The organism is Chitinophaga sp., assembly GCF_035538455.1.
GTDB lineage: Bacteria > Bacteroidota > Bacteroidia > Chitinophagales > Chitinophagaceae > Chitinophaga.
In genome coordinates, this window is record NZ_DATLKJ010000136.1 from 1 (window position 1) to 20853 (window position 20853).

General features: G+C 46.3%; 19 protein-coding genes. 10 read left to right on the forward strand and 9 right to left on the reverse strand.

Annotated elements, in window-relative coordinates; all coding sequences use genetic code 11:
- Window positions 1-286: 286 nt before the first annotated feature.
- The 3 genes from VM802_RS15905 to VM802_RS15915 form a co-directional block, all read right to left on the reverse strand.
- Window positions 287-439, reverse strand: a complete 153-nt coding sequence (locus VM802_RS15905; RefSeq protein ID WP_325532200.1) for a hypothetical protein — start codon at window positions 437-439, stop codon at window positions 287-289.
- A complete protein-coding gene (locus VM802_RS15910) occupies window positions 436-897 on the reverse strand; it encodes a PIN domain-containing protein (protein ID WP_325532202.1) in 462 nt (153 codons plus the stop codon). Before VM802_RS15910 ends, VM802_RS15905 begins: the two co-directional genes overlap by 4 nt.
- Window positions 898-1033: 136 nt before the next feature.
- Window positions 1034-1270, reverse strand: coding sequence for a SymE family type I addiction module toxin (locus VM802_RS15915; RefSeq protein ID WP_325532204.1), 237 nt, complete (start codon window positions 1268-1270; stop codon window positions 1034-1036).
- A 262-nt stretch (window positions 1271-1532) separates the two neighbouring features.
- Between VM802_RS15915 and VM802_RS15920 the strand changes: the two genes are divergently transcribed.
- Together VM802_RS15920 and VM802_RS15925 are read left to right on the forward strand one after the other, a co-directional pair.
- Window positions 1533-1880 (forward strand): helix-turn-helix domain-containing protein, encoded by a 348-nt coding sequence (locus VM802_RS15920; RefSeq protein WP_325532206.1) that lies wholly within the window; start codon window positions 1533-1535, stop codon window positions 1878-1880.
- Window positions 1881-2323: 443 nt separating this feature from the next.
- Window positions 2324-2851, forward strand: a complete 528-nt coding sequence (locus VM802_RS15925; protein ID WP_325532208.1) for a dihydrofolate reductase family protein — start codon at window positions 2324-2326, stop codon at window positions 2849-2851.
- A gap of 186 nt (window positions 2852-3037) precedes the next feature.
- Here the strand turns inward: VM802_RS15925 and VM802_RS15930 are convergent, their stop codons facing one another.
- The 3 genes from VM802_RS15930 to VM802_RS15940 all read right to left on the reverse strand — a co-directional run bounded on the left by VM802_RS15930 (window position 3038) and on the right by VM802_RS15940 (window position 5602).
- Complete coding sequence (locus tag VM802_RS15930) at window positions 3038-4048, reverse strand: PDDEXK nuclease domain-containing protein (RefSeq protein ID WP_325532210.1); 1011 nt, start codon at window positions 4046-4048, stop codon at window positions 3038-3040.
- Window positions 4049-4296: 248 nt separating this feature from the next.
- Window positions 4297-4425: a hypothetical protein gene (locus VM802_RS15935; RefSeq protein ID WP_325532212.1), complete on the reverse strand. Its 129-nt coding sequence runs from the start codon at window positions 4423-4425 to the stop codon at window positions 4297-4299.
- Window positions 4426-4711: 286 nt separating this feature from the next.
- Window positions 4712-5602 (reverse strand): hypothetical protein, encoded by an 891-nt coding sequence (locus VM802_RS15940; protein WP_325532214.1) that lies wholly within the window; start codon window positions 5600-5602, stop codon window positions 4712-4714.
- Window positions 5603-5764: 162 nt separating this feature from the next.
- Between VM802_RS15940 and VM802_RS15945 the strand changes: the two genes are divergently transcribed.
- The 7 genes from VM802_RS15945 to VM802_RS15975 all read left to right on the forward strand — a co-directional run bounded on the left by VM802_RS15945 (window position 5765) and on the right by VM802_RS15975 (window position 17643).
- Window positions 5765-6328, forward strand: coding sequence for an RNA polymerase sigma-70 factor (locus tag VM802_RS15945; RefSeq protein ID WP_325532216.1), 564 nt, complete (start codon window positions 5765-5767; stop codon window positions 6326-6328).
- A 59-nt stretch (window positions 6329-6387) separates the two neighbouring features.
- Window positions 6388-7413, forward strand: coding sequence for a FecR family protein (locus VM802_RS15950; protein WP_325532218.1), 1026 nt, complete (start codon window positions 6388-6390; stop codon window positions 7411-7413).
- Between the two features lie 151 nt (window positions 7414-7564).
- Complete coding sequence (locus tag VM802_RS15955) at window positions 7565-10963, forward strand: TonB-dependent receptor (RefSeq protein WP_325532220.1); 3399 nt, start codon at window positions 7565-7567, stop codon at window positions 10961-10963.
- An 18-nt stretch (window positions 10964-10981) separates the two neighbouring features.
- Window positions 10982-12637, forward strand: a complete 1656-nt coding sequence (locus VM802_RS15960) for a RagB/SusD family nutrient uptake outer membrane protein (protein ID WP_325532222.1) — start codon at window positions 10982-10984, stop codon at window positions 12635-12637.
- 63 nt (window positions 12638-12700) lie between these two features.
- Window positions 12701-14668 (forward strand): glycoside hydrolase family 97 protein, encoded by a 1968-nt coding sequence (locus VM802_RS15965; protein ID WP_325532224.1) that lies wholly within the window; start codon window positions 12701-12703, stop codon window positions 14666-14668.
- 16 nt (window positions 14669-14684) lie between these two features.
- Window positions 14685-16667: a glucosidase family protein gene (locus VM802_RS15970; RefSeq protein ID WP_325532226.1), complete on the forward strand. Its 1983-nt coding sequence runs from the start codon at window positions 14685-14687 to the stop codon at window positions 16665-16667.
- Between the two features lie 97 nt (window positions 16668-16764).
- Complete coding sequence (locus tag VM802_RS15975) at window positions 16765-17643, forward strand: DUF72 domain-containing protein (protein WP_325532228.1); 879 nt, start codon at window positions 16765-16767, stop codon at window positions 17641-17643.
- Between the two features lie 574 nt (window positions 17644-18217).
- Here VM802_RS15975 and VM802_RS15980 read toward each other — a convergent pair.
- The 3 genes from VM802_RS15980 to VM802_RS15990 form a co-directional block, all read right to left on the reverse strand.
- Complete coding sequence (locus VM802_RS15980; RefSeq protein ID WP_325532230.1) at window positions 18218-19297, reverse strand: DUF2652 domain-containing protein; 1080 nt, start codon at window positions 19295-19297, stop codon at window positions 18218-18220.
- Between the two features lie 60 nt (window positions 19298-19357).
- Window positions 19358-19639 (reverse strand): DUF4342 domain-containing protein, encoded by a 282-nt coding sequence (locus VM802_RS15985; RefSeq protein WP_325532232.1) that lies wholly within the window; start codon window positions 19637-19639, stop codon window positions 19358-19360.
- Window positions 19640-19716: 77 nt separating this feature from the next.
- A complete protein-coding gene (locus VM802_RS15990; RefSeq protein ID WP_325532234.1) occupies window positions 19717-20295 on the reverse strand; it encodes a hypothetical protein in 579 nt (192 codons plus the stop codon).
- Between the two features lie 280 nt (window positions 20296-20575).
- On the opposite strand from VM802_RS15990, the gene VM802_RS15995 reads away from it, so the two are divergent.
- Complete coding sequence (locus VM802_RS15995; RefSeq protein ID WP_325532236.1) at window positions 20576-20851, forward strand: hypothetical protein; 276 nt, start codon at window positions 20576-20578, stop codon at window positions 20849-20851.
- The last annotated feature ends 2 nt before the right edge of the window (window positions 20852-20853 follow it).

The following is a 20853-nucleotide window of genomic DNA, read 5'->3' on the forward strand; positions in this document are numbered from 1 at the left end:
TATTCTTGCAATATTCGATGTATCTCATTTTTGCTTCGACGTTTCCGTCCCTTTGCATCCGACGTAGGGTTCATCACTTTTTTCTACTAAGCTAGTGTCTTCAAAACAGCAAAAGAAGACGTGGTTGGTCGAATGCTTACATACTTTTTACTTTTTTTCATGGTCATTTGGCTTTAGGATTTAACACACGTCCTGGCGACAACCGCATGTTGTCAGCTGGGTATTCTTAGACAAATTGAATAGTGAGATGGAGGTGTACAGCAGGGATATCTGTACTGGGAGCGGGTTATTTAGCCGTTTTTAGTCGCTGGCTATATCTTTTTCTTACAGCTTTCAAATCTTTCAGTAATTGGTCTGGATGGCCCCAGTACTTTATACTCAATTCTTCCTTGATCTTCCGGGCCTCAGCCACAGCATCGTAGCTTTTGCTTTTTTTCATGGCTTATATGATTTTAAGATTTCGCGGGGAGTTCTGATTTCAATTGACCGGTACCCCATTTGCAAGTTAATAGAATTATACAATTTGATGCGATTTAAATTGACGATATGCTTAAAGTTCCAGCTGGCCAATACATTAGCGTTGTGAAGCGTGGCCAGGGCGATATGCAGTGCATCATTATAACATTTGTTATTTAATGCTCCCTGAGCAATATAAGTGGCTGCGAGTGTAGCTGCCTTAAGCGTACTTTTGATTTCTACCTTGAATCGTCTTGGAACTTCATTCACTTTTGCATTCACTTGGTCACTAGCTAATTCCAGTTCCATTTTTACCACATCAGATAAAATCAACTTTTTCATTCCGGTTTTAAACTCTTCAAAGAGGGCGAGGCTATGTTCTTTGAATTCTTTATCAAAACAGCCTCCCACTACTGACGTATCAGCATATACATGTATCATGAAATAGTATTGAATTGGTTAACAAACAGTTTTTTATAATTGGCCGAGGCGACCTTTACCCGGTATTCGCGGGCGGGGATTTCATGATTGTGGCCCGCCCTGGAATCCCAGGCGTCCGTGTTGAGGTTATCACGTTTTATAGTTCCTCATCAATATCAAAGCTATAATCTAGCTTCGGAGGTTTAGGGGCTTTTTCTGCTACGGTAATCATAATCTTGTTGGGAGCTACTTCAATGGCGATGCTGTCTCCAATATCAAAGCCAGCTTTTTCAAGCCATACCCCCGACAAGTTTAGCCAGGGAACTGTTTTCCAACCATAGGTCTGTGGGACTCCCTTTTTGTGGATTTTTGCAGTCTTATTTTTACTTTGCATAAGCTGTTTTTTTTAATTGTTATCTGATGTAAATATACCTTATCTGGCTTATTTAAACAAGTTAAATAAGCAGCATTTTATTGTTTTATGTCATTTGAATGTCAAAATAATAAGCCTAAAAAGGCATATAAACATCAAATGTGTCAGATCGTATGAGTGTTATTTGTATTGTAAAAGTTGTAAATGTGTTAGTGTGTATATGCTACTGCTGGTTAACATTTTACTTTAAAGTCCTATTTTTAGCCTCTAAATATTAACCCTAATGACATTCGGGCAAAAAGTAACATTTGTAAGACGTGAGAAGAAGTTAACACAGGCACAGCTGGGCGCTGCTATTGGTACTACCGGAGATATGGTGGGAAAATATGAACGTGATGCAATTAAACCTTCTATCGAGGTAGCAGCAAAGATCGCGGACGCTTTGGGTAGTACCCTCGACTATCTGATCCGGGGTATCGAAGGCAGTGAAACTGCAGAAAAGCAAATTTCACCTGCATTAATTGAACATTTTAATAAGGTGGAAAGACTTCCGGCAAAAGATAAGGAGCATGTCCTCGCTGTAATTGATGCCTTTACGGCAAAGTTGAAAATTCAGTCCATCATGGAGTGAAAAATGGTACCCGTTATGCGCGAAAGCCTTTACAATAAACAAATCCCAAAGGCACCCACACCTTATATCCGGAATACGATTTAAACAATGGTCTAACCACCTTCCTCTAACACTGCAGTCTGGTTAACCCCACTCATGACAGTACCCGCAACAGCGAGATAACCAGCAATTTTCACAATGATGGCAAGTATTGCGGGATCGTATGCGGGAAAACATCTTCTCTTCTACTTAACTAAGTTGTATTAGCAATAACCACGTTCTTTTGACTTAATAGCTCAAGTATAACAGCTCACAAATATCGTTTCCATCTAAAAGTAGCCGGAAACATAATGTTAGCGACAAGCAAAAACACCCACACTACTCGTCGCAAATAACTCCTAAAAAGTCGCAATAGCCCACCTGTATTGTAAGTCTCCCTAATTACTTTTGTAAAAACTACTAAAATGAGAAAGATAAAATTACAAATGAACATTTTGCTTGACAATAAATGGGACAGCGGAATGTCAGACTTTAGTATTGACAATCTCACCAATGTGGACTGCATCCTGCATGGGAGAAAAACTGGGGAAGGGTTTATTCCATATTGGACTGAAGTAGCAAACAACCCCGATGATGGTGAGCACAAACTTGGAAGACGGTTTGCAGAAATTCCAAATGCTGTTTTCTCAAATACCCTCAAGGACAGTAAGTGGGACAATACAATCATTATAAATGGCAATTTAGCAGAGGCAATAAAAGCACTGAAAAATAAAGATGGGAAAGACATCATGGTATATGGGGGCGATTCATTTGTATCATCATTAATACAACATGATTTAATCGATGAGTATTATGTGCTTACAAACCCTGCTGCATTAGGTAACGGACACCAAACCTTCAATCCTTTGAAAAACGAATTAGAGTTAAAGCTTGTAGCGTGTAAAGCTTTTGCCTGTGGTGCAGTTTTAGTACATTACTCAAGAAAGCAATAACATTAAAACAAGTATGTCAGCCGTTAACAGTGCCTTGGCAATATGACCCACAGGTAAAAGCCCGGTCCGGTCCGCTGAAAGGATAACAAAAAAGGGACAGTAGATAATTCTGAATTATTGTATCCTTTTTCCGGTTAAGGCCTATCAGCAAAGAATATTGCTTGATCTCAAATAGGGAAAAATACCTTACTCGTCCAATAATTCTCTTTCCATTTCTTCAATTGTGGGAAGTTGAGTTTTAAGGTCATCAGGGATTATTTCTGATAATTCAAACGAACTAATGCCTATAGGTTTATTTAAATCGCGAAGAGCATATTCCACTTCTATTTTATCTTTTAACCGGCATAATATTATTCCGATGGATGGGCTGTCGGTTATGTGTTTTAATTTACTATCTACCGCAGAAAGATAAAAGTTCAATTTTCCTGCATATTCAGGTAGAAATTTTCCTGCCTTTAATTCTATGACTACGAAACAGCGTAGGTGCAGATGATAAAATAACAAATCCAGGAAATAATCTGAATCACTGATTTCTAATTTATATTGACGGCCAACAAAAGCAAAACCCTTTCCCAGCTCCAGCATAAAGTGGGTAATTTTCTGGGTTAGGGCAAGTTCAATCTCTCGCTCCTGCGCATTCTCTTCTAATCCGAGAAAATCAAAATGGTATGGATCTTTAATAGTCTCTGCCGCCAGATCAGACTGTGGTTTAGGAAGAGTTGAATCGAAATTGTGATCGGCCTTTCCTTGTCTTAGATGATAGTTATGTTTAATGTTAATTTCTAATTGATTCCTGGACCAACCATTTTTATGGGTTGCTTTGGCATATAAAACTACTGTTTCCAGGTCTTTAATTTTAGAAATTAACAGCCGTTGGTACGACCAGGGCAATTGTGCCACAGGCTGTGGCACAAATTCAAATTGATGGGAAAAGAAAACATACCATTGTCTGATCGTATACAAATTTCTGCGGGAGAAACCATTGATCTGTGGGAAACTTTTTTTGAGATCGATAGACAGCTGTTCCAGAAAATTCTCTCCCCATTTGTATTCAGTTTGTTTGGAGATAATTTCCTTTCCTAGCTCCCAATAAAGTTCTATTAAAACTGTATTGAAATTGGAAACTGCCTTTAATTGGGCTTGTTTTACCTTGTTTTTTATTTCCACCAGCCATTCTCTATAATCTTTGTTGGTCATTTTAATTGTTTTGCATTTTGATTGCATTCGTTGCCTTTACAGGTGGAAGTTAATGAGTAATTGTGCAGGAAATGTTTTCGTTACGTGAATAAAAGAAGCTTAACTCACCAATAACATTTTTTAATGTAAAAATGATTATTGATGTGTAAAATTGAGTATGAGTTTTCAATTCGGTACAAAGTAAGCTAATCAAGAAGGATACGAATTCGGATATGGTAGCTTGAAAAATCCTTGAAAAGCAGTGGCAATTAAGCCTTTGAAATAACCCGGAGGGAATACTGGATGATCGCTGTTCTTACGTCAACCATAGAGGTGTCCTGCACGCATACAGCGCCTGAAGCTACTATCAGCAAGAGAATGGGTAACAATTTTTTCATGGGTAAAGGGTTTATATAGATGAATAAATTAACCCCGCAAGTCTAAATGAAAATAATCCCAAGCTAAAATCTGCGTATAACAGGATAAAATGTGTGTGGGCCAGATATCCTGCTGCATTAGGTAACGGACAACAAACCTTCAATCCTTTAAAAAACGAATTAACGTTAAAATTGGTAGCGTGTAAAGCTTTTGCCTGCGGTACAGTTTTAGTACATTACTCAAGACAGCAATAAAAAAGGCAGACAGCATGCAATGCATATACTGTCTGCCTTTATCACGCATGAGCTATTTACGCTGTCGCCTTTCCACCGCCTTCAGTCTCTTTTCCTGCGCTTCCAGCTTCTTGTTTTGTTCTATGAGCAGTAAGGTGAGTTCTTCAATCTTTTGCAGGAGCTTCCCTTGCGTATCTCCCACGTCGAGTCCTTTTTCTGCTACTTCCTGCGCGGAAGGAATATCCGGCAGATGTTTATGCATACGTACATATCTTTCCAGGTCGGGTAATGCTGGCAACTGGTAAGTTGCTTCAAAAACATAATCCGGCCAGTCACGCTGCAATTTTACTTTCACCTTTTCCGCCAGTATCCCGCCTGCCACGGCTAGTTTATGGCCGTAGGTATTAGTGGTGCCTATGCCAATGTTGTCGCTGGCATCCGCTATCATAAATACATTCTTCGTGGAATGGTTATAGAATTGCATCTGCGTATTGTTAACACTGATACTGTAATAGGTGCCATTCATCTTTTCCAGCACCAGTTCTGTAGAGTTGAGGTTGTTGGTGTGCAGATAGAGCAGGTTACCTGCCGAGATCTGACCTTTCACATCGAGCTTCATAGTCGGCGTATTAGTGCCGATACCAATATTGCCATCGGGAGAGATGAACATTTTTTGACCTGTACTGGTATAAAAGGCAATATTACCGTTGGTAGCGAGACTGCCGATGTTTACACTGCCTATGTTATTGTGGAGAAATATACTCCCGTTATTACTGCCATATCCGAAATGCCCCTGGTCGGTGCCATTATATCTCCAGAGTGTCAGCAGGTTGGTATAAGTTGTTTTGGGGTCCTTGCGGGAATACTGTATGATCTCCGTTCTTACGTCAATCATGGATGTGTCCTGTGCATATACAGTGCCGGATGTTACCGCCAGTAAAAGAATGGGCAACAATTTTTTCATGGTAAAGGTTTATGTAGATGAATAAATTAACCCCGCAAGTCTAAATAAAAATAATATCAAGTTAAAATCTGCGTATAACAGGATAAAATGTGTGTGGGCCAGATATGTCAATCTCCTAATTTCACACCGCTGCATTTTTGTTGTTAGAGAAGCTGCACACACATGGCTAGAATGATGCGCGTAGATGCTCCGGAAAGAACGAAGGAAGAGACGTTTAAGTCTCTCTTCGATCTGTTTTATGACCGCCTGATATTGTTCGCGGAAAACCTGCTGTCCGTCAGCGGTGAAGCGCCTGACCTCGTGCAGGACGCTTTTGTGGCGCTGTGGCAACGCATGGATAACTTCGATGACCAGCAGGCCGTAAAAGTCTTTTTGTACCTGACAGTCAGGAATAAATGTTTTAATATACTGAAGCACGACAAAGTAGTGCGCCGATACATGAACGAGCCTGCCCCAACTGCTTCGGAAGAACACATCACACTGAAGCTGATGGAGGCGGAGGTGCTGGGTGAAGTACAGCAATATTTAAAGCAGCTGCCGGAAGGTTGCCGCAGCGTTATCCATCTCAGCTATTTTGAAGGTCTCCGCAACCACGAGATCGCCGACCGCCTGAATGTTTCCGTCAATACCGTGAAAACCCAGAAGGGTAGAGGGCTTCGCCTGATGCGCGACATGATGAAGAAACAACCATATCATTTTCTCTTCCTCTTCGGAAAAATATTTTAAAAAAATCACGCACCCCTTTCACCCGTTTTTTCCACCTGGTTGTTTATGTACCATACCTTATGGAGAAAATTCCGGATCATATTGTAATTGCACGCCTCATATCAAAGCAGTTAACGGGAAATATTACTGCGGAGGAAATGATACAGCTGGAAGCCTGGAAGCAGCAGCATCCGGAGCACGAAGCTTTATGGGAAAAACTGACGGACTCATACTACCTGCATGAACGGGTACAGCGCCGCCGTAACAGTGACCGCGAAGCAGCCTATGACCAGTTGATGAAACGCGTCAACAAACCGCGCCGTTCCTACCTGCGCTACGCCGCCATTGCACTTCCGCTACTGGTAGCAGGTGCGCTATGCGGCTATCTGCTGAACAGGAAAACAAAAGTGAATGTAACGCCGTCCGCTACACATACGCATATGGAGATGGCTAAACGCCAGCTTGCCACGCCCAAAGGGAAAGGCGCGCAGCTGATACTGCCGGACGGTACCAAAGTATGGCTGGGTGCAGCCTCTGTGCTCAACTATCCCGGCCGTTTCACAGAAGACGTAAGACAGGTAAGTCTTTCAGGAGAAGCTTATTTCGAAGTATCACAGGATGCCACGCATCCATTTATTGTTATTACAGGCAGATCTGTTATTCAGGTACTGGGCACTGCCTTTAATATAAAAGCGTATAAGGGTCAACGTTATGAACGCACCACATTGGTCAGTGGTGCCGTAAAAGTGGCCACCGGAAAGGATGCCGGCCGCCTGCTGAAACCGGGCCAGCAGGCAGTGGTAACAGCCTCCTCTTCCTCTATAATGGTGCAACCCGCAGACGCCGATGCTGCCCTGGCATGGAAGAACGGGTTGTTCCTCTTCAAAAGTGCGCCACTGAATGAGATACTGGATGAACTGTCACGATGGTATGATGTAGAAATTGTCAGCGAAAGAAAAACAGAGATGGCTATTCACTTCACCGGCCGTATGGCAAGGCCGGAACAGGTAGATGATATGCTGCAGTTTCTCGAAACAACCGGTAAGGTGCATTTTATCAGGCAAGGGAAAGTATTACGGGTATTCCCCGGACGCAGACCAAATTAATGGAGCCAACTAACAAACTGCGACAACAATGTAACCAGAATCAGAAAAAACGGGGATGCGCGAACACCCCCGTTAAAAATGCCAAACAACCTGCTGCAATTGCGAATAAGCGACAGACAGGTATTGCCTAACAATTATGCACATCTAAGTTATGAAAAAAAAGCTATTCACTCTGCTCCTGCGGGGTAACAGTTTACTGTCATGGAGAATGTTCCGCACCATGCAGCTCACTTTACTGCTTGCCCTGGCGTGTATTTTGCAACTGTCTGCGGCAGCTTTCCCGCAGGAATTTAAATTATCAGTATCCCTACAGTCAGCCAAAGTTTCCACATTATTTAATTTTATTCAACAACGTACCGATTACCAGTTTTTGTATAATGATGAAGACGTACAACAAACACCAGCTATCACGGTGTCCATGAAAGACGCTACCATCCCGCAAATTCTGGATGCTTCCTTCAAAGGCACCGCTCTGCGTTACCGCATCACCAACAAAACAGTAGTGGTGTTCTCCGCTTCGCAGGCGGTACAACCGGTACAGGAGCGCACCATCAGCGGTACCGTAAAAGACATAGAAGGCAAGCCTTTACCCGGCGTTACCGTTGCCATCGGCAACACCGCCACCGGCACCACCACGAATGATAAAGGCTTCTTCAGCCTGAAACTGCCGGAGGGCGCACTCACACTGGTTTTTACGAGCATCGGTTTTATCAGGCAGGAACTGCCCATTGCCGGAAGATCCGTGGTGAACGTAACCATGCAAAGCAATATATCTTCACTCGACAACGTAGTGGTAGTAGGCTATGGTACCAGGAAACAGGCAACTGTTACCGGTTCCATTTCCACTGTGAAAGGCACAGAGCTGAGACAAAGCCCTTCTGCCAACCTCTCTAACTCACTGGCTGGCCGCATGACCGGTATCATCGCCAACAACAGGTCAGGTGAACCTGGTAATGATTATTCAGACATCCTGATCCGTGGTAAAGGCACACTTAATGATAACAGCCCGCTGATCGTTATTGATGGCGTGGCCAACAGGGGCGCCTTTGAAAGGCTCAACGCAGATGATATTGAAAGCATCACCGTGCTGAAAGATGCATCCGCAGCCATTTACGGTGCACAGGCGGCCAACGGTGTTATACTCGTTACCACAAAAAGAGGTAAAACAGGAAAGCCGGTAATATCCTACTCCGCCAGCTACGGACTTACACAGCCTACCCGCCTGCCCAAACTGGTAAACGCCGCTGAATACGCCACTTACATCAATGAACTGAATGAAAGAAAAGGCGTACCAAAGCAATACACCGACGACGATATTAAGAAGTATGCCGACGGTTCCAACCCAATCACACATCCCAACACCGACTGGTACCATGCGGTACTGAAGGATCTCTCACCGCAAACACGCCACGCATTATCTCTCAGCGGTGGCAACGATAAAGTGAGTTATTTCCTCTCCGGTGAATATCTCTATCAGGATGGCCTTTACCGTAACTCCGCTACAAAATATCATCAATATAACCTCCGCTCTAACATCGATGCGAATATTACGTCCAACCTTAAAGTAGGACTGGATCTCTCTGGCAGGCTGGAAGATCGGAAGTACTCCAACTACGGCAGCAATTCTATCTTCGCTGAAGTATTATCGGCCTATCCCACCTTACCGGACTATTATCCCAACGGGATGCCTGGCCCCGGCCTGGCTGGTGGTCGCAATCCCGTGCTCATGGCTTCCGGCGCCACAGGTTACAACAAGATCAGGGATTATTTCATTCAGACAGCTTTGACCTTCGAATGGAAACTGCCTTTCATCACCAACGGCCTGTCTGTAAGCGGCCTGCTGGCCAACGATTTCCAGTTCAATGCCGGCAAATCGTTGTATGATAACTGGGATGCCTTTCAATACGATCCTGGTACAAAGGAGTATATCAACATGATCTCTAACGAAGGGCCTATCAGCATCAACCAGAACTTCAGAAATTATAAAACCAACACCTTTAACCTGAGGCTCAACTATGCCCGCAGGTTTGACAAGCACGACATCAGCGGCTTTGTGGCCTATGAGCAGAGCGCTGCTAATAACGAAGGCATCAACGCTTACCGCAAGGACCTCCTCAGTAATAAGATAGACCAGCTCTTCATCGGCGATGACATGGGCAAAGACAACGGCAGCAGCGCCGGACAAAGCGCAAGACGCAACGTTTTCGGCAGGGCAAGCTATGCATATGATAACAAGTATCTCGCAGAAGTAATCCTCCGTTACGATGGCTCCTATATATTTCCTGCCGGCAGGCGCTGGGGGCTGTTCCCCGGTGTATCAGTAGGGTGGAGGCTTTCAGAAGAACCATTCTTCAGAGAACTGATACCTGCCGCTACGCAGTTCAAACTGAAAGCTTCCTGGGGCAAGCTCGGAAACGACAAGGTAGATCCTTACCAGTTCCTGCAGCAATACAGGCTGGACGGTGGCTACTATCTCGGTCCTAACTCCTCACACGTACGCGGCCTCAGCGCTGGCGTCACACCCAATCCCTTCATCACCTGGGAAGTGGCCGATAACCGCAACGCCGGTATCGAAACATCATGGTGGAATGGTTTGCTCAACGTAAACTTCGATGTCTTCAAATCCATCCGCTCCAACATCCTGATCACACGCAATGCTTCCATTCCTTCGAGCACAGGTCTTGACGGCCTGTTGCCACCGGAAAATATCGGTAAGGTAAACAACAGCGGATTCGAAGTCGAGATCAGTCATCAGAGAAAAGTCAATCAGCATTTGTCTTACAACATCGGCGTTAACTACACCTATACCCGCAATAATGTAGTGTTCAGAGATGAAGCGGAAGGAACACCCGACTGGCAGAAGATCCAGGGCCACCCAATGGATTCCTGGCTGATCTTCAAAACAGATGGCATCTACCACAACCAGCAGGAGATCGATAACACTGTTCATCTGCCTAATGCCAAACCCGGCGACATCAGATTCGTAGACGTAGATGGTGATAAGAAAATTACAGATAATGATATGGTGCGGATCTATTCCAGCCCTACACCGCAGGTACTGTATGGTATTACTATGGGTGTTAATTACAGGGGAATAGGACTGAATGTACTCTGGCAGGGCCAGTCAAATGCGGAACAGCTCATCATGCCTTCCCGTAATGGCGGCTCCCTCACACCTCCGCACTGGATGTATGATAACAGATGGACGCCCGGTAATCCAAACGCTTCCTTCCCCGCAGCCTTCGACAGGAACGATAACGTGAACAACCGTAAGTCTGATTTCTTCCTGAAGAATGCAGCCTTCCTGCGTCTTAAAACCGTAGAGCTGTCTTACGTGCTCCCGCAGTCGCTGATAGCCAGACTGAATCTTCAACAGGTACGTGTATACGTAAATGGATTCAATCTCCTGGTGTTCAGCCAGATCAAAGACTATGATCCGGAACTGAACGGCGTTACGCCAAAATCCGACTATCCCAACATCAGGGCCGCAGGCGGCAGCTATTATCCGCAGACAAGGATCTTCAACGCCGGTATCAATATTTCCCTGTAATCAAAAAAACGAACCATCATGAAGCGTAAAATATATACTCTTGTCCTGGCTGGTTTTATGATCAGTGCTGCTTCCTGCCAGAAGGACTTCCTCGACAAAAAACCACTGGATACTTATTCAGATGATGACGTGTGGAACGATATCAGCCTGGTGGAAACTTTCGTAAATTCCAAATACCAGATACTGCCGCACTGCATAGATCCCACCAGTGTTGCCAGCGCAACAGGATACTCAGCTGTGGCGGATGAGGGCTATTCCAAATTCAATTATGAAAGCGAATCCATCATCAACCTCGGTCTGCTCAGCCCCGATAATCTTTCCCTCGATAACTGGTCTCCCGACTATAGTTATATCAGGAGCTGCAACCAGTTCCTCAGCAAGATTGACGGTGTAAAGGGCGACGCAGCCAGGAAAGCACGCATGACAGGTGAAATAAAGTTCATCCGCGCCTGGAGCTATTTTGATCTGATCAGCCGCTACGGTGGCGTGCCCATCATCACAAAAATATATGGTCTCACAGATACGGACTTCCTGGTGAAACGCAATACTTATGATGAATGCGTGGCGTTCATTCTGAAAGATCTCGACGATGCCATCGCTGCATTACCAGTGAAGCACGACGGCAACAACATCGGCAGGGTTACCAAAGGCGCCGCAATGGCACTGAAGTCAAGACTCCTGTTATATGCCGCCAGTAAACTGAATAATCCCAATAATGAAACAGCCAGGTGGCAGCAGGCCGCCGACGCTGCTAAAGCAGTGATAGACCTGGCCGCGCAGGGCGCCTATACACTTGATCAACGCGCTGATTACAGCAAAATATTCCTGGACAAAAACAGTCCGGAAGTGATCATGTCCTATGGTATGGATGGCGCCTTCTACAATGCAGTGCTCGGCGATTATGGCTCTAAGCTGGATCAATACATATGGCCCAATGGCTCGCATGGATGGTCGGTATACGAGCCCTCACAGAACCTGGTGGATGCATTTGAAATGAGCAATGGCAAAATGATCACAGAGGCAGGTTCAGGATACAATCCGGCATCGCCTTATCAAGGCCGTGATCCAAGATTCTATGCTAACATCCTGTACAACGGCGCCATGTTCAAAGGCCGCAAGCTGGAATATTTCTATGGCGGTATGGATAGCCCGCAAAGCCCTGTGGAGAACTGGAATGCAAGTCTTACTGGTTACAACTGGCGCAAGTATACAGACGAATCACTCGATCTGAATGCACACGGCAGCAACCAGGCATGGATCATTTTCAGACTGGCAGAGATCTACCTGAACTATGCGGAAGCAGCTTATCACCTGGGTGATGAAGGCACTGCACGCACCTGGCTCAACCTCGTACGTGCCCGCGCCAGCGTGAACCTCCCGGCGGTCACCGAAGGCGGTACCGCTCTGATGGATAAGATCGCGCATGAGCGTATGATAGAATTCTGCTTTGAAGGAATGCGCTTCGCAGATGTGCGCCGCTGGAAGATCGCAGGGCAGACCGATAATAAGCCTTTAATGGCCGTGAAATCCGTAAAGAATGCGGACGGCACTTTTTCCTATACCTATTATATTTTACAACAGCGGAAGTTCGAAGAATCAAAGCATTATCTGATGCCGATTCCACGCTATGAAATGAACAAAAACAAGTTGTTAATGCAAAACCCTGGTTATTAACGATCAGGTTAATCAGGGCATTCATCCATTGTACCCCCCATCTTTTCTAAACAGGATTATGATATGAAAACATTTATTGTATGTTGTTTATCTGCCTGCGTGGGCTTTACCGGCCGGCTGGCTGCACAGGATTATCGCCTGTCTTCACCTGATGGAAAGATCACGGTGCAGGTCTTCACGCGTGACAGTCTGCATTTCACCATCACACATAATGGTCAGGTAGCGGTGCCCCGTTTGGATGCCGCTATGGAACTGGCTTCCGGAGAGCAGCCCGGTATTGGGGCAAAAGTGTTGCGCGCCGTAACAAAGAGCGTACAACAGGAGATCCGGCCCGTGGTGACGGTGAAGAATAATCTGATTGAAGACCACTACAATGAGCTGAAACTCTCCTTTCGCGGAAATTACGGCTTACAGGTGCGCGCCTACAATGATGGCGTGGCTTACCGCTTTGAAACAGATTTTCCGGACAGCATCACCGTGAAGTATGAAACCTGCAATGTGCAGCCTCCTGCAGGCAGCCAGGCCTGGTTCCAATGGGTGAAACGCTGGATGAACCACTACGAGCATACGTATGAAAAGATGGGGTTGGACAGCCTCACAGAAACACGCACTATCCAGTTGCCTTTATTGATAACTACACCACAGGCCGGGAACATACTGATTACAGAGTCTGACCTGTATGATTATCCCGGTCTGTATTTTACAGGTAACGGAAACGGTTATATGAAAGCCATATATCCGCCGGTGGTGAAAAAAGAACGTATCAACCAGCGGGGTACCAAAGACTGGGACCGGCGTTTCTTTCCTGTTGAAAGCGAACCTTACATCGCACGTACCTCCGGCCGCCGCACTTTCCCCTGGCGCGTGGCTGCGTTGGCATCAGACGATATTCAGTTACTCAACAATGAAATAGTATACAAACTTGGTGCGCCGGGCAAACTGACAAATACAGATTGGATCAGACCAGGCCAGGTGGCATGGGACTGGTGGAACAACTGGGACCTGACCGGCGTAGATTTCCGGGCAGGCGTAAATACAGCTACTTATAAATATTACATTGACTTCGCAGCAAAATATCATATCCCCTACATCATCATGGATGAAGGCTGGTATGAGCTCGGTGATCTCACGAAGATCATAAAGGAGGTGGACGTAAAGGCCATCGTGGATTATGGTAAACAAAAAAATGTAGACGTAATTCTCTGGTGCGTATGGCGTACACTGGACGAACAGATGGAGACAGCCATGAAGCAGTTTGAAGACTGGGGTGTGAAAGGGGTGAAGGTCGATTTTATGGACCGCGATGATCAGGCGGTAGTGAACTTCTACTGGCGCTGTGCCGCCGCCGCTGCGGCGCATCACCTGCTGGTGGATTTTCATGGTGCGTTCAAACCCTCCGGTATCAACCGCACCTGGCCCAATGTATTGAACTTTGAAGGCGTGCAGGGCATGGAACACAACAAGTGGTCCGATAAGAACGCCAGTCCGCAGATGGCAGTAACCCTGCCGTATATACGGATGTTTGCCGGCCCGATGGACTATACGCCCGGAGCCATGCGCAATGCACAAAAGCGCGACTTTGCCATCGTGTACGACAAACCCATGAGCCAGGGTACCCGCTGTCAGCAGCTGGCCATGTACATCCTGTACGATGCGCCCCTGCAAATGCTGTGCGATAACCCGGTAGCTTATGAAAAAGAACCGGCCTGCACAGCGTTCATCACACGCATTCCCACCACCTGGGACAGAACCATTCCCCTGCAAGGCAAGGTAAGTGAATACCTGGTGGTGGCAAGGAAGAAAGACAACCGCTATTATCTCGGCGCCGCTACCAACTGGACGCCCCGCGACCTGATGGCGGATCTGTCGTTCCTGCCGGAAGGTACACACCGCATCACCCTTTTCAAAGATGGGATCAACGCAGACAGAAACGCAACCGATTATAAAACGGAAACCATTACTGTCTCCAACAAGGACAGCCTGAGAATTCACCTGGCTCCCGGAGGCGGATTTGCCGCTATTATTGACTGATTGAAGAATGATATATATGAAGAAGAAAAGTATGGGCCTGATGATGCTGATGTGCTGCTGTTGTATGGCAATGGCCCAGACCTCCCGGTGGTCGCTGGTGCCGGATGGTGGCATCCGCTGGAAAGTGGATAACGGCAACGCACACACGGATCAGATAGAGATGAGTGGCAAAAAGATCTCGGCGATCATCACCTACGGAACCGATAAAACCGGCGGCCTGGTATTAAAGAAGAAACTGGTGTTCCCGATGTTGCGCACCATTCCCAATAATACGCATGCCAGTCTCACTACCTCTTTCGATGGTAGCGAATCCGCACCGGTTACGGTGGACGGCGTTCCCATGAAAGAAATACCTGTTGCATTTTATCTCAAAGGACATATACGGATACATTCCCGGTCTAACACACCTCTTTGGGTCACGGATATACTTTTCCCAACAATAGATAAGGCCGCTTTTATCCAGGAGCGGCAAATAATTAATACATCGGGGAAAGCGTGTACAGTAAAGATTGATAGCACGGTGAAAGAAATCCGCACAGCAAAAGAGAAAGGTGTTGACGGCGTATACGTTATTACAGCTGTCAATAGCCTGCATGGCGTGTACATCATTCCGCCCGGAGGCGCCTTGAAGTGGGACATCGTGTATGCTGCTGAGAAGGGAATACCGTCATCCTACACGTATTCAGCTGACTATGAGCTGGCACGCAGGAATGCGTTTGTGGAAGAGCTGATGCAGAACCTCGTACTCGAAACACCGGACGATACTATCAACCGCGGCTTCGCCTTCGCAAAGATCCGCGCGGTGGAAAGTATCTACGACACCAAGGCCGGACTGATGCATGGCCCTGGCGGAGGAGCTTACTATGCGGCTATCTGGGCCAATGACCAGGCTGAATATGCCAATCCGTTTTTTCCCTTCACCGGCAGCCTGGACGCTAATGAGTCTGCTGCCAACAGTTTTCGTTTATTCGCTAGGTATATAAACCCTGACTACACCCCTATTCCCAGTTCCATCATCGCAGAAGGTGATGGCTACTGGAATGGGGCAGGGGATAGGGGAGATCAGGCGATGATCGCCTACGGCGCATCGCGCTTTGCGCTCGCTGGTGGAGATACCGCCGCTGCACAACGGTTGTTTCCCCTCATTACATGGTGCCTGCAATACCTGGAGCGCAAGCAGCTGGACAACGGCATCATCGCTTCTGATGCGGATGAACTGGAAGGTCGCTTTCCGGCAGGGAAAGCAAATCTGTCCACCAATGTGCTCGCCTATGGCGCTTATGAAAGCGCTGCCGCCCTGGCTGCCTCGCTGGGAATAAAGGACTCAGTTGCTGTGTACAGATCCCGCGCCGCTGCGCTGGCTGTTGCCATAGAACGTTATTTCGGTCAGCGGGTGCAGGGCTACAATACCTATCGCTATTATGACGGCAATACCGTATTGCGATCATGGATATGCCTGCCATTGACGATGGGATTATTTCAACGAAAAGAAGCTACCATAAAAGCGCTGTTGTCGCCATACCTGTGGAGCGAAAACGGCGTACTCACCGCCGCAGGTGACCACACCTTCTGGGACCGCTCCACACTATATGCCTTCAGAGGACTGTTCTTCGCAGGCGCTACAGACACCGCATTACAATACTTCGCCTGGTATGCCCGCAAACGCCTGCTGGGAGAGCATGTGCCCTATGCGGTAGAAGCATGGCCGGAAGGAGACCAGCGGCATCTTTCTGCAGAAAGTGCATTATACTGCCGTGTGGTGACGGAAGGCCTTTTCGGTATCGTGCCCACAGGCCTGCGTGCTTTCAGCATGTGCCCGCGCCTGCCCGCCGCCTGGAAACATATGTCGCTGAAACATATCAGGGCCTTCGGCGCCGACATGAACATTACTGTAGAACGGCTGGCTAACAACTATAAAGTAACGGTGACGGATAAACAACAGAAGATACTGAGCACTAACTGGAACGGCCGCGACGCCATTACGGTACAACTTCATTAGACCAGGCACGGAGACCAGGTTTGAAAGGACTATCATTTTTTAGCTGAACGTTCCCGTCAGATGATGTAGTTTTGGCAGATGATGAAAACACTATCATATGGATTTTGGGGCGAACTGGAAAATTTATGATCAACTGGACATATCGCTGCCTCCGGATGAATGGATAACAGGAGAAGTACTGAATGGCCGGTCTTCCGGCAATACATTAAGGATCGGTACTTCCGGCTGGAGCAGAAAGGAATACGCCGGCACTTTATATCCCAAAGGGATGAAGGATACCGCCGCGCTGACAGAATACAGCCGGTTGTTTAATTGTGTAGAGCTGAATGCCACACACTATAAAATATACAGCCCTGACGCCATCCGCAAATGGGTGGAGAAGACCGGCCGCCGTGATTTTAAATTCTGTCCTAAAGTACCGCAGTCCATCAGCCATCACAGCACATTGCTCAATGCTGGTACAGAAACAGCTGCCTTCCTGGAAGGTATCCGTGCCTTCGAAGACCAGCTGGGGCCTGTATTCCTGCAACTGAGTGAATACTTCCCACCGGTGCGTAAAGGGAACCTCTACCGCTACCTCGAACAACTCCCTAAAGACATTACCTTCTTTGTAGAAGTAAGGCATCCTGACTGGTTTAGTAAGGATGCCGAACGCCGTGAATTCTTTACCACGCTCCGCAACCTCGGAGTGGGCGCCGTACTCACAGACACGCCTGGCCGCCGGGATTGCGCGCACATGGGATTAACCATGTCTAAGCTATTCCTGCGCTTCGTTACGCAGGGTGGACACCCGCTCGACAGCGTGCGCCTCACCGCCTGGAAACAGCGTATCGATGAATGGAAACAACGCGGCCTGGAAGACATTTACTTCTTCCTCCATGTGCATGATGGCAAATATGAAGCAGACTTTTATAAAGAAGTGCAGGCGCTCTTCGGATTAACGACACCCCGCGAAACCCAGATGACGCTGTTTTAAGCAATCTCCCTTGTGCGGATTTTTGAAAAGCTATTGGCACATGCCCCAGTTGGGGCCAACAGCTGTACAATTGCGTGAATCGCAATCTGCACTTCTTGTGCATATTGACCCGCTTGGCAGGGCCAATACGGTCGAAAGGGGACCCCCTCCCATTATTTTTTTAGTATCTACTCTTGATAATACTTTAATGGCATCAATATTAGATGCTTTCAGTTTTAGTTTTTTCATAACTAATTTTTAGGTCAGGAAATTATTTTCACTATAGATATTTGTTAAAGTCACGATAAGATCTGAAACGGCTCCGGATTGTTATCGGCCTTCTGTAAATTTCATGATATCAGGAGAGCGTCACGCAATAAAATGCATGTTGCCTGGAAAATAATTGAGCATGGTTTATTTGATAAAAATATTCGCCTTATATGACTGGCTGTATGATCAATGAGTCCATGCTCTCGTTGATGTACAATAAAATTAGGAAAGTATGATGTACCGGGTAATACCTGAAAATTGGGGTTTTATACCCCCTGGCATTGGGGGGACTCAGATAATGATGCTTACAACCTCCGGGTATTCATCAGAACTCCACCGGTAACACCATCTGCGTCGCCAGCGGATCAAGGTTTTCCATCGATTGATGCCAGTCAGCCAGCATCTTCTTTTTGGCCGCGATATTGAAGAAAAGCTGCCGGATAGGGTTCTTGGGAAAATAAAGGCCGATCGTCAGCCTCGATGTATGCGCCCCCGTTTTCTCAATAAGATAGCAGGTGCTGTTCCCGCTCGATTCTTCCGTTTCACAGAAAACAACCCTGTTTTCCGGATCATAGGAAAAGCTGTTGGTAGACATCATGATCTCTTTACCGCTTTTCAGTACATGCCGGTGCCGGCTGCCGATACCCGGAAGATAATGATCCACTTCATCAATGGTTGTAAGGTCCGTCTGCCAGAGATGACGGAAATCGAAATGTACAACCGTAAAGAACAGTACTTTAAGATCAACATTATAATCTCTCGAAACAGACAACATTTTCGTTTTGCCCTCCAGTACAGACGGATGCTCCGGTTCAGGCGGAATGAGGTGCTTCAGTTCTGTAAGCTGGGTGTAATGGAATGGTATGTCGCCGGTTTCTGTCTGCTTGGCGCTGGTATCCCACGTCATCCATTGCGTAAGATCCGGCGGAGTACCTTCGAGCAGGTTGTCAGTCACCAGCCAGTATTCGTGCTGGGGAATCTCATTCTTCAGCAGCTGATGTGCAACAATCACATCTTTACCTATGAGCTTACTGAAGTTCTTTATCTGATAAGTGGTGAACTCGCCGTAATGTGTAATAACTTTGAGTGTGAGATTGATGGCAGACGTGCATGCGCGGCACTGACAGATCTTGTTATGTTCGTAAGCATTAAGGTGACGGTGGAACTCGCAGAACATTTTTTCCACCTGCCTGTAAAGGGTGGGCAGGTCAGGCGGAGTGCCGAATTTATAAAACAGGATAGCATCTCCCTCTATCTCTGATATTTCAAGCCCGGCTTCATTGGCATTGATCAGTACTTCCAGCAGCTGCCGGATGATGTGCTGACTATGCCCAATCTCGATCTCATTGACAAAACGGGTAAAGCCACTTATATCTGGAATAAAAAGCAGCCCTTTGTTTTCCATTTTTCAAACTTTAATCAAAGGTAGTAAAAAAGCCGGGCTGATGTAGGAAAAGCTCGTCAATTACAGGTTTTCCGGCCCCTTGTTTTCCGGTTCTTCTGTCTCATGTTCTCTCTCCACGGTAATGCTGCATTCGCCGATCAGCGCCGCCACTGCCCCCACAGCCGCCAGCACGGGAGCCAGCAATACGCCCACCACGCCAATGGTAAGCGGCAAAGACATGATCTCTTTGCCCTCTTTATCGGAGATAGTGATCCTGCGGATATTACCTTCAGCGATCAGTTCTTTTACTTTTTTCAGGAGGTTTTCACCATGAAGCTGGAATGTTTCTTTAACAGAGGCCATAGCAGGAATTTCTTTGAAGTTACTGAATGTAAATAAAAAAATAAAGCCGTAGCAGGTTGGGTGCTTTGCATATGATATTATGAACGCTTACGCGACTTGGAGATAACCCTGGGCTTCCCGTTGCTGTCCAGCGGATCTGCCAGGAAGACGCCATTCACTTTTTTATCGGTGGTTTCAGTAAGTTCAGCATCATAGGTGATCTTCCCTTTTTTGATCTCGTAGAACCTCGAAGGAACATAATACATGGAGTCTGCTGACGGATAGGTTTCAGGCGCTTCGCTGCCGCCAAATTCCAGGTTACCGTCGCGGTCCCAGTCTTTCACATCAGAGGCAATGGCCGTCAGCACGGAATCCGCATGTGAATGGTCGATGCTGAATACATACAGTTTATTCTTCTTCGGACTGCCGTCTACTTCCAGGAAAAGGAACACCGATTTGCCGTCTTCAATAAGCCGGTTACGTTTGCTCTTATAGTTGATGTTGTCTGCCGGAAACTGGAACGCTTTACGGGCATTCACAAATATAGTCCCCTTATATACAGTAATCAGCTGCTGGATGCTGCTGGTGAAGTGCAGTTCGCGGTCTGGCTTCTGAGCGGCGGCAGACAGGCTTGTAATCAGCAAAAGGCATAGTCCGGATAAGTAACGCATCATCATGGTTTTTATAATGAGGCATCAAAATACGGATTTTTAACACCGGATTTTTAAAACAATTTTTATACTATTTACAGAAAATCATATATTTATAGCACAAGACCTCAACGATCAGAACTTTAAAATATCTCTGTTACACTTATGGAATGATGCCGTACCCCGATGCTGTGGCTTTCTAAATAACCACATAACCAAATAACCAAATAACTAAATAACACTGTCACATTCACCCAATGAATTTTCATATGTCCTTTAATTATTCACCTTTTAAAAACTAATCATCATGGCCAAAGTCAATGTTGATGTAAAACTCGAACTGGGAAGCAACTACCAGGTTGTCATTGGTATCGGCGGCAATGTGCTGCATTTCAAAGAAAGCGGCAGGCAAACCGTAGATCTGGACCCTAAAGTATATGTGGCTACCATAGCGGGCTTCCAGGACCCCAATACGGAGTCTACTGTAGCGGTAACATTCAAACAGGGTTCAAAAGTCCTGAATAGCATCACTATCGAAGACCCCAAATTCATCAAGAAATTATTCGTAACTGTCGAACCCTGATC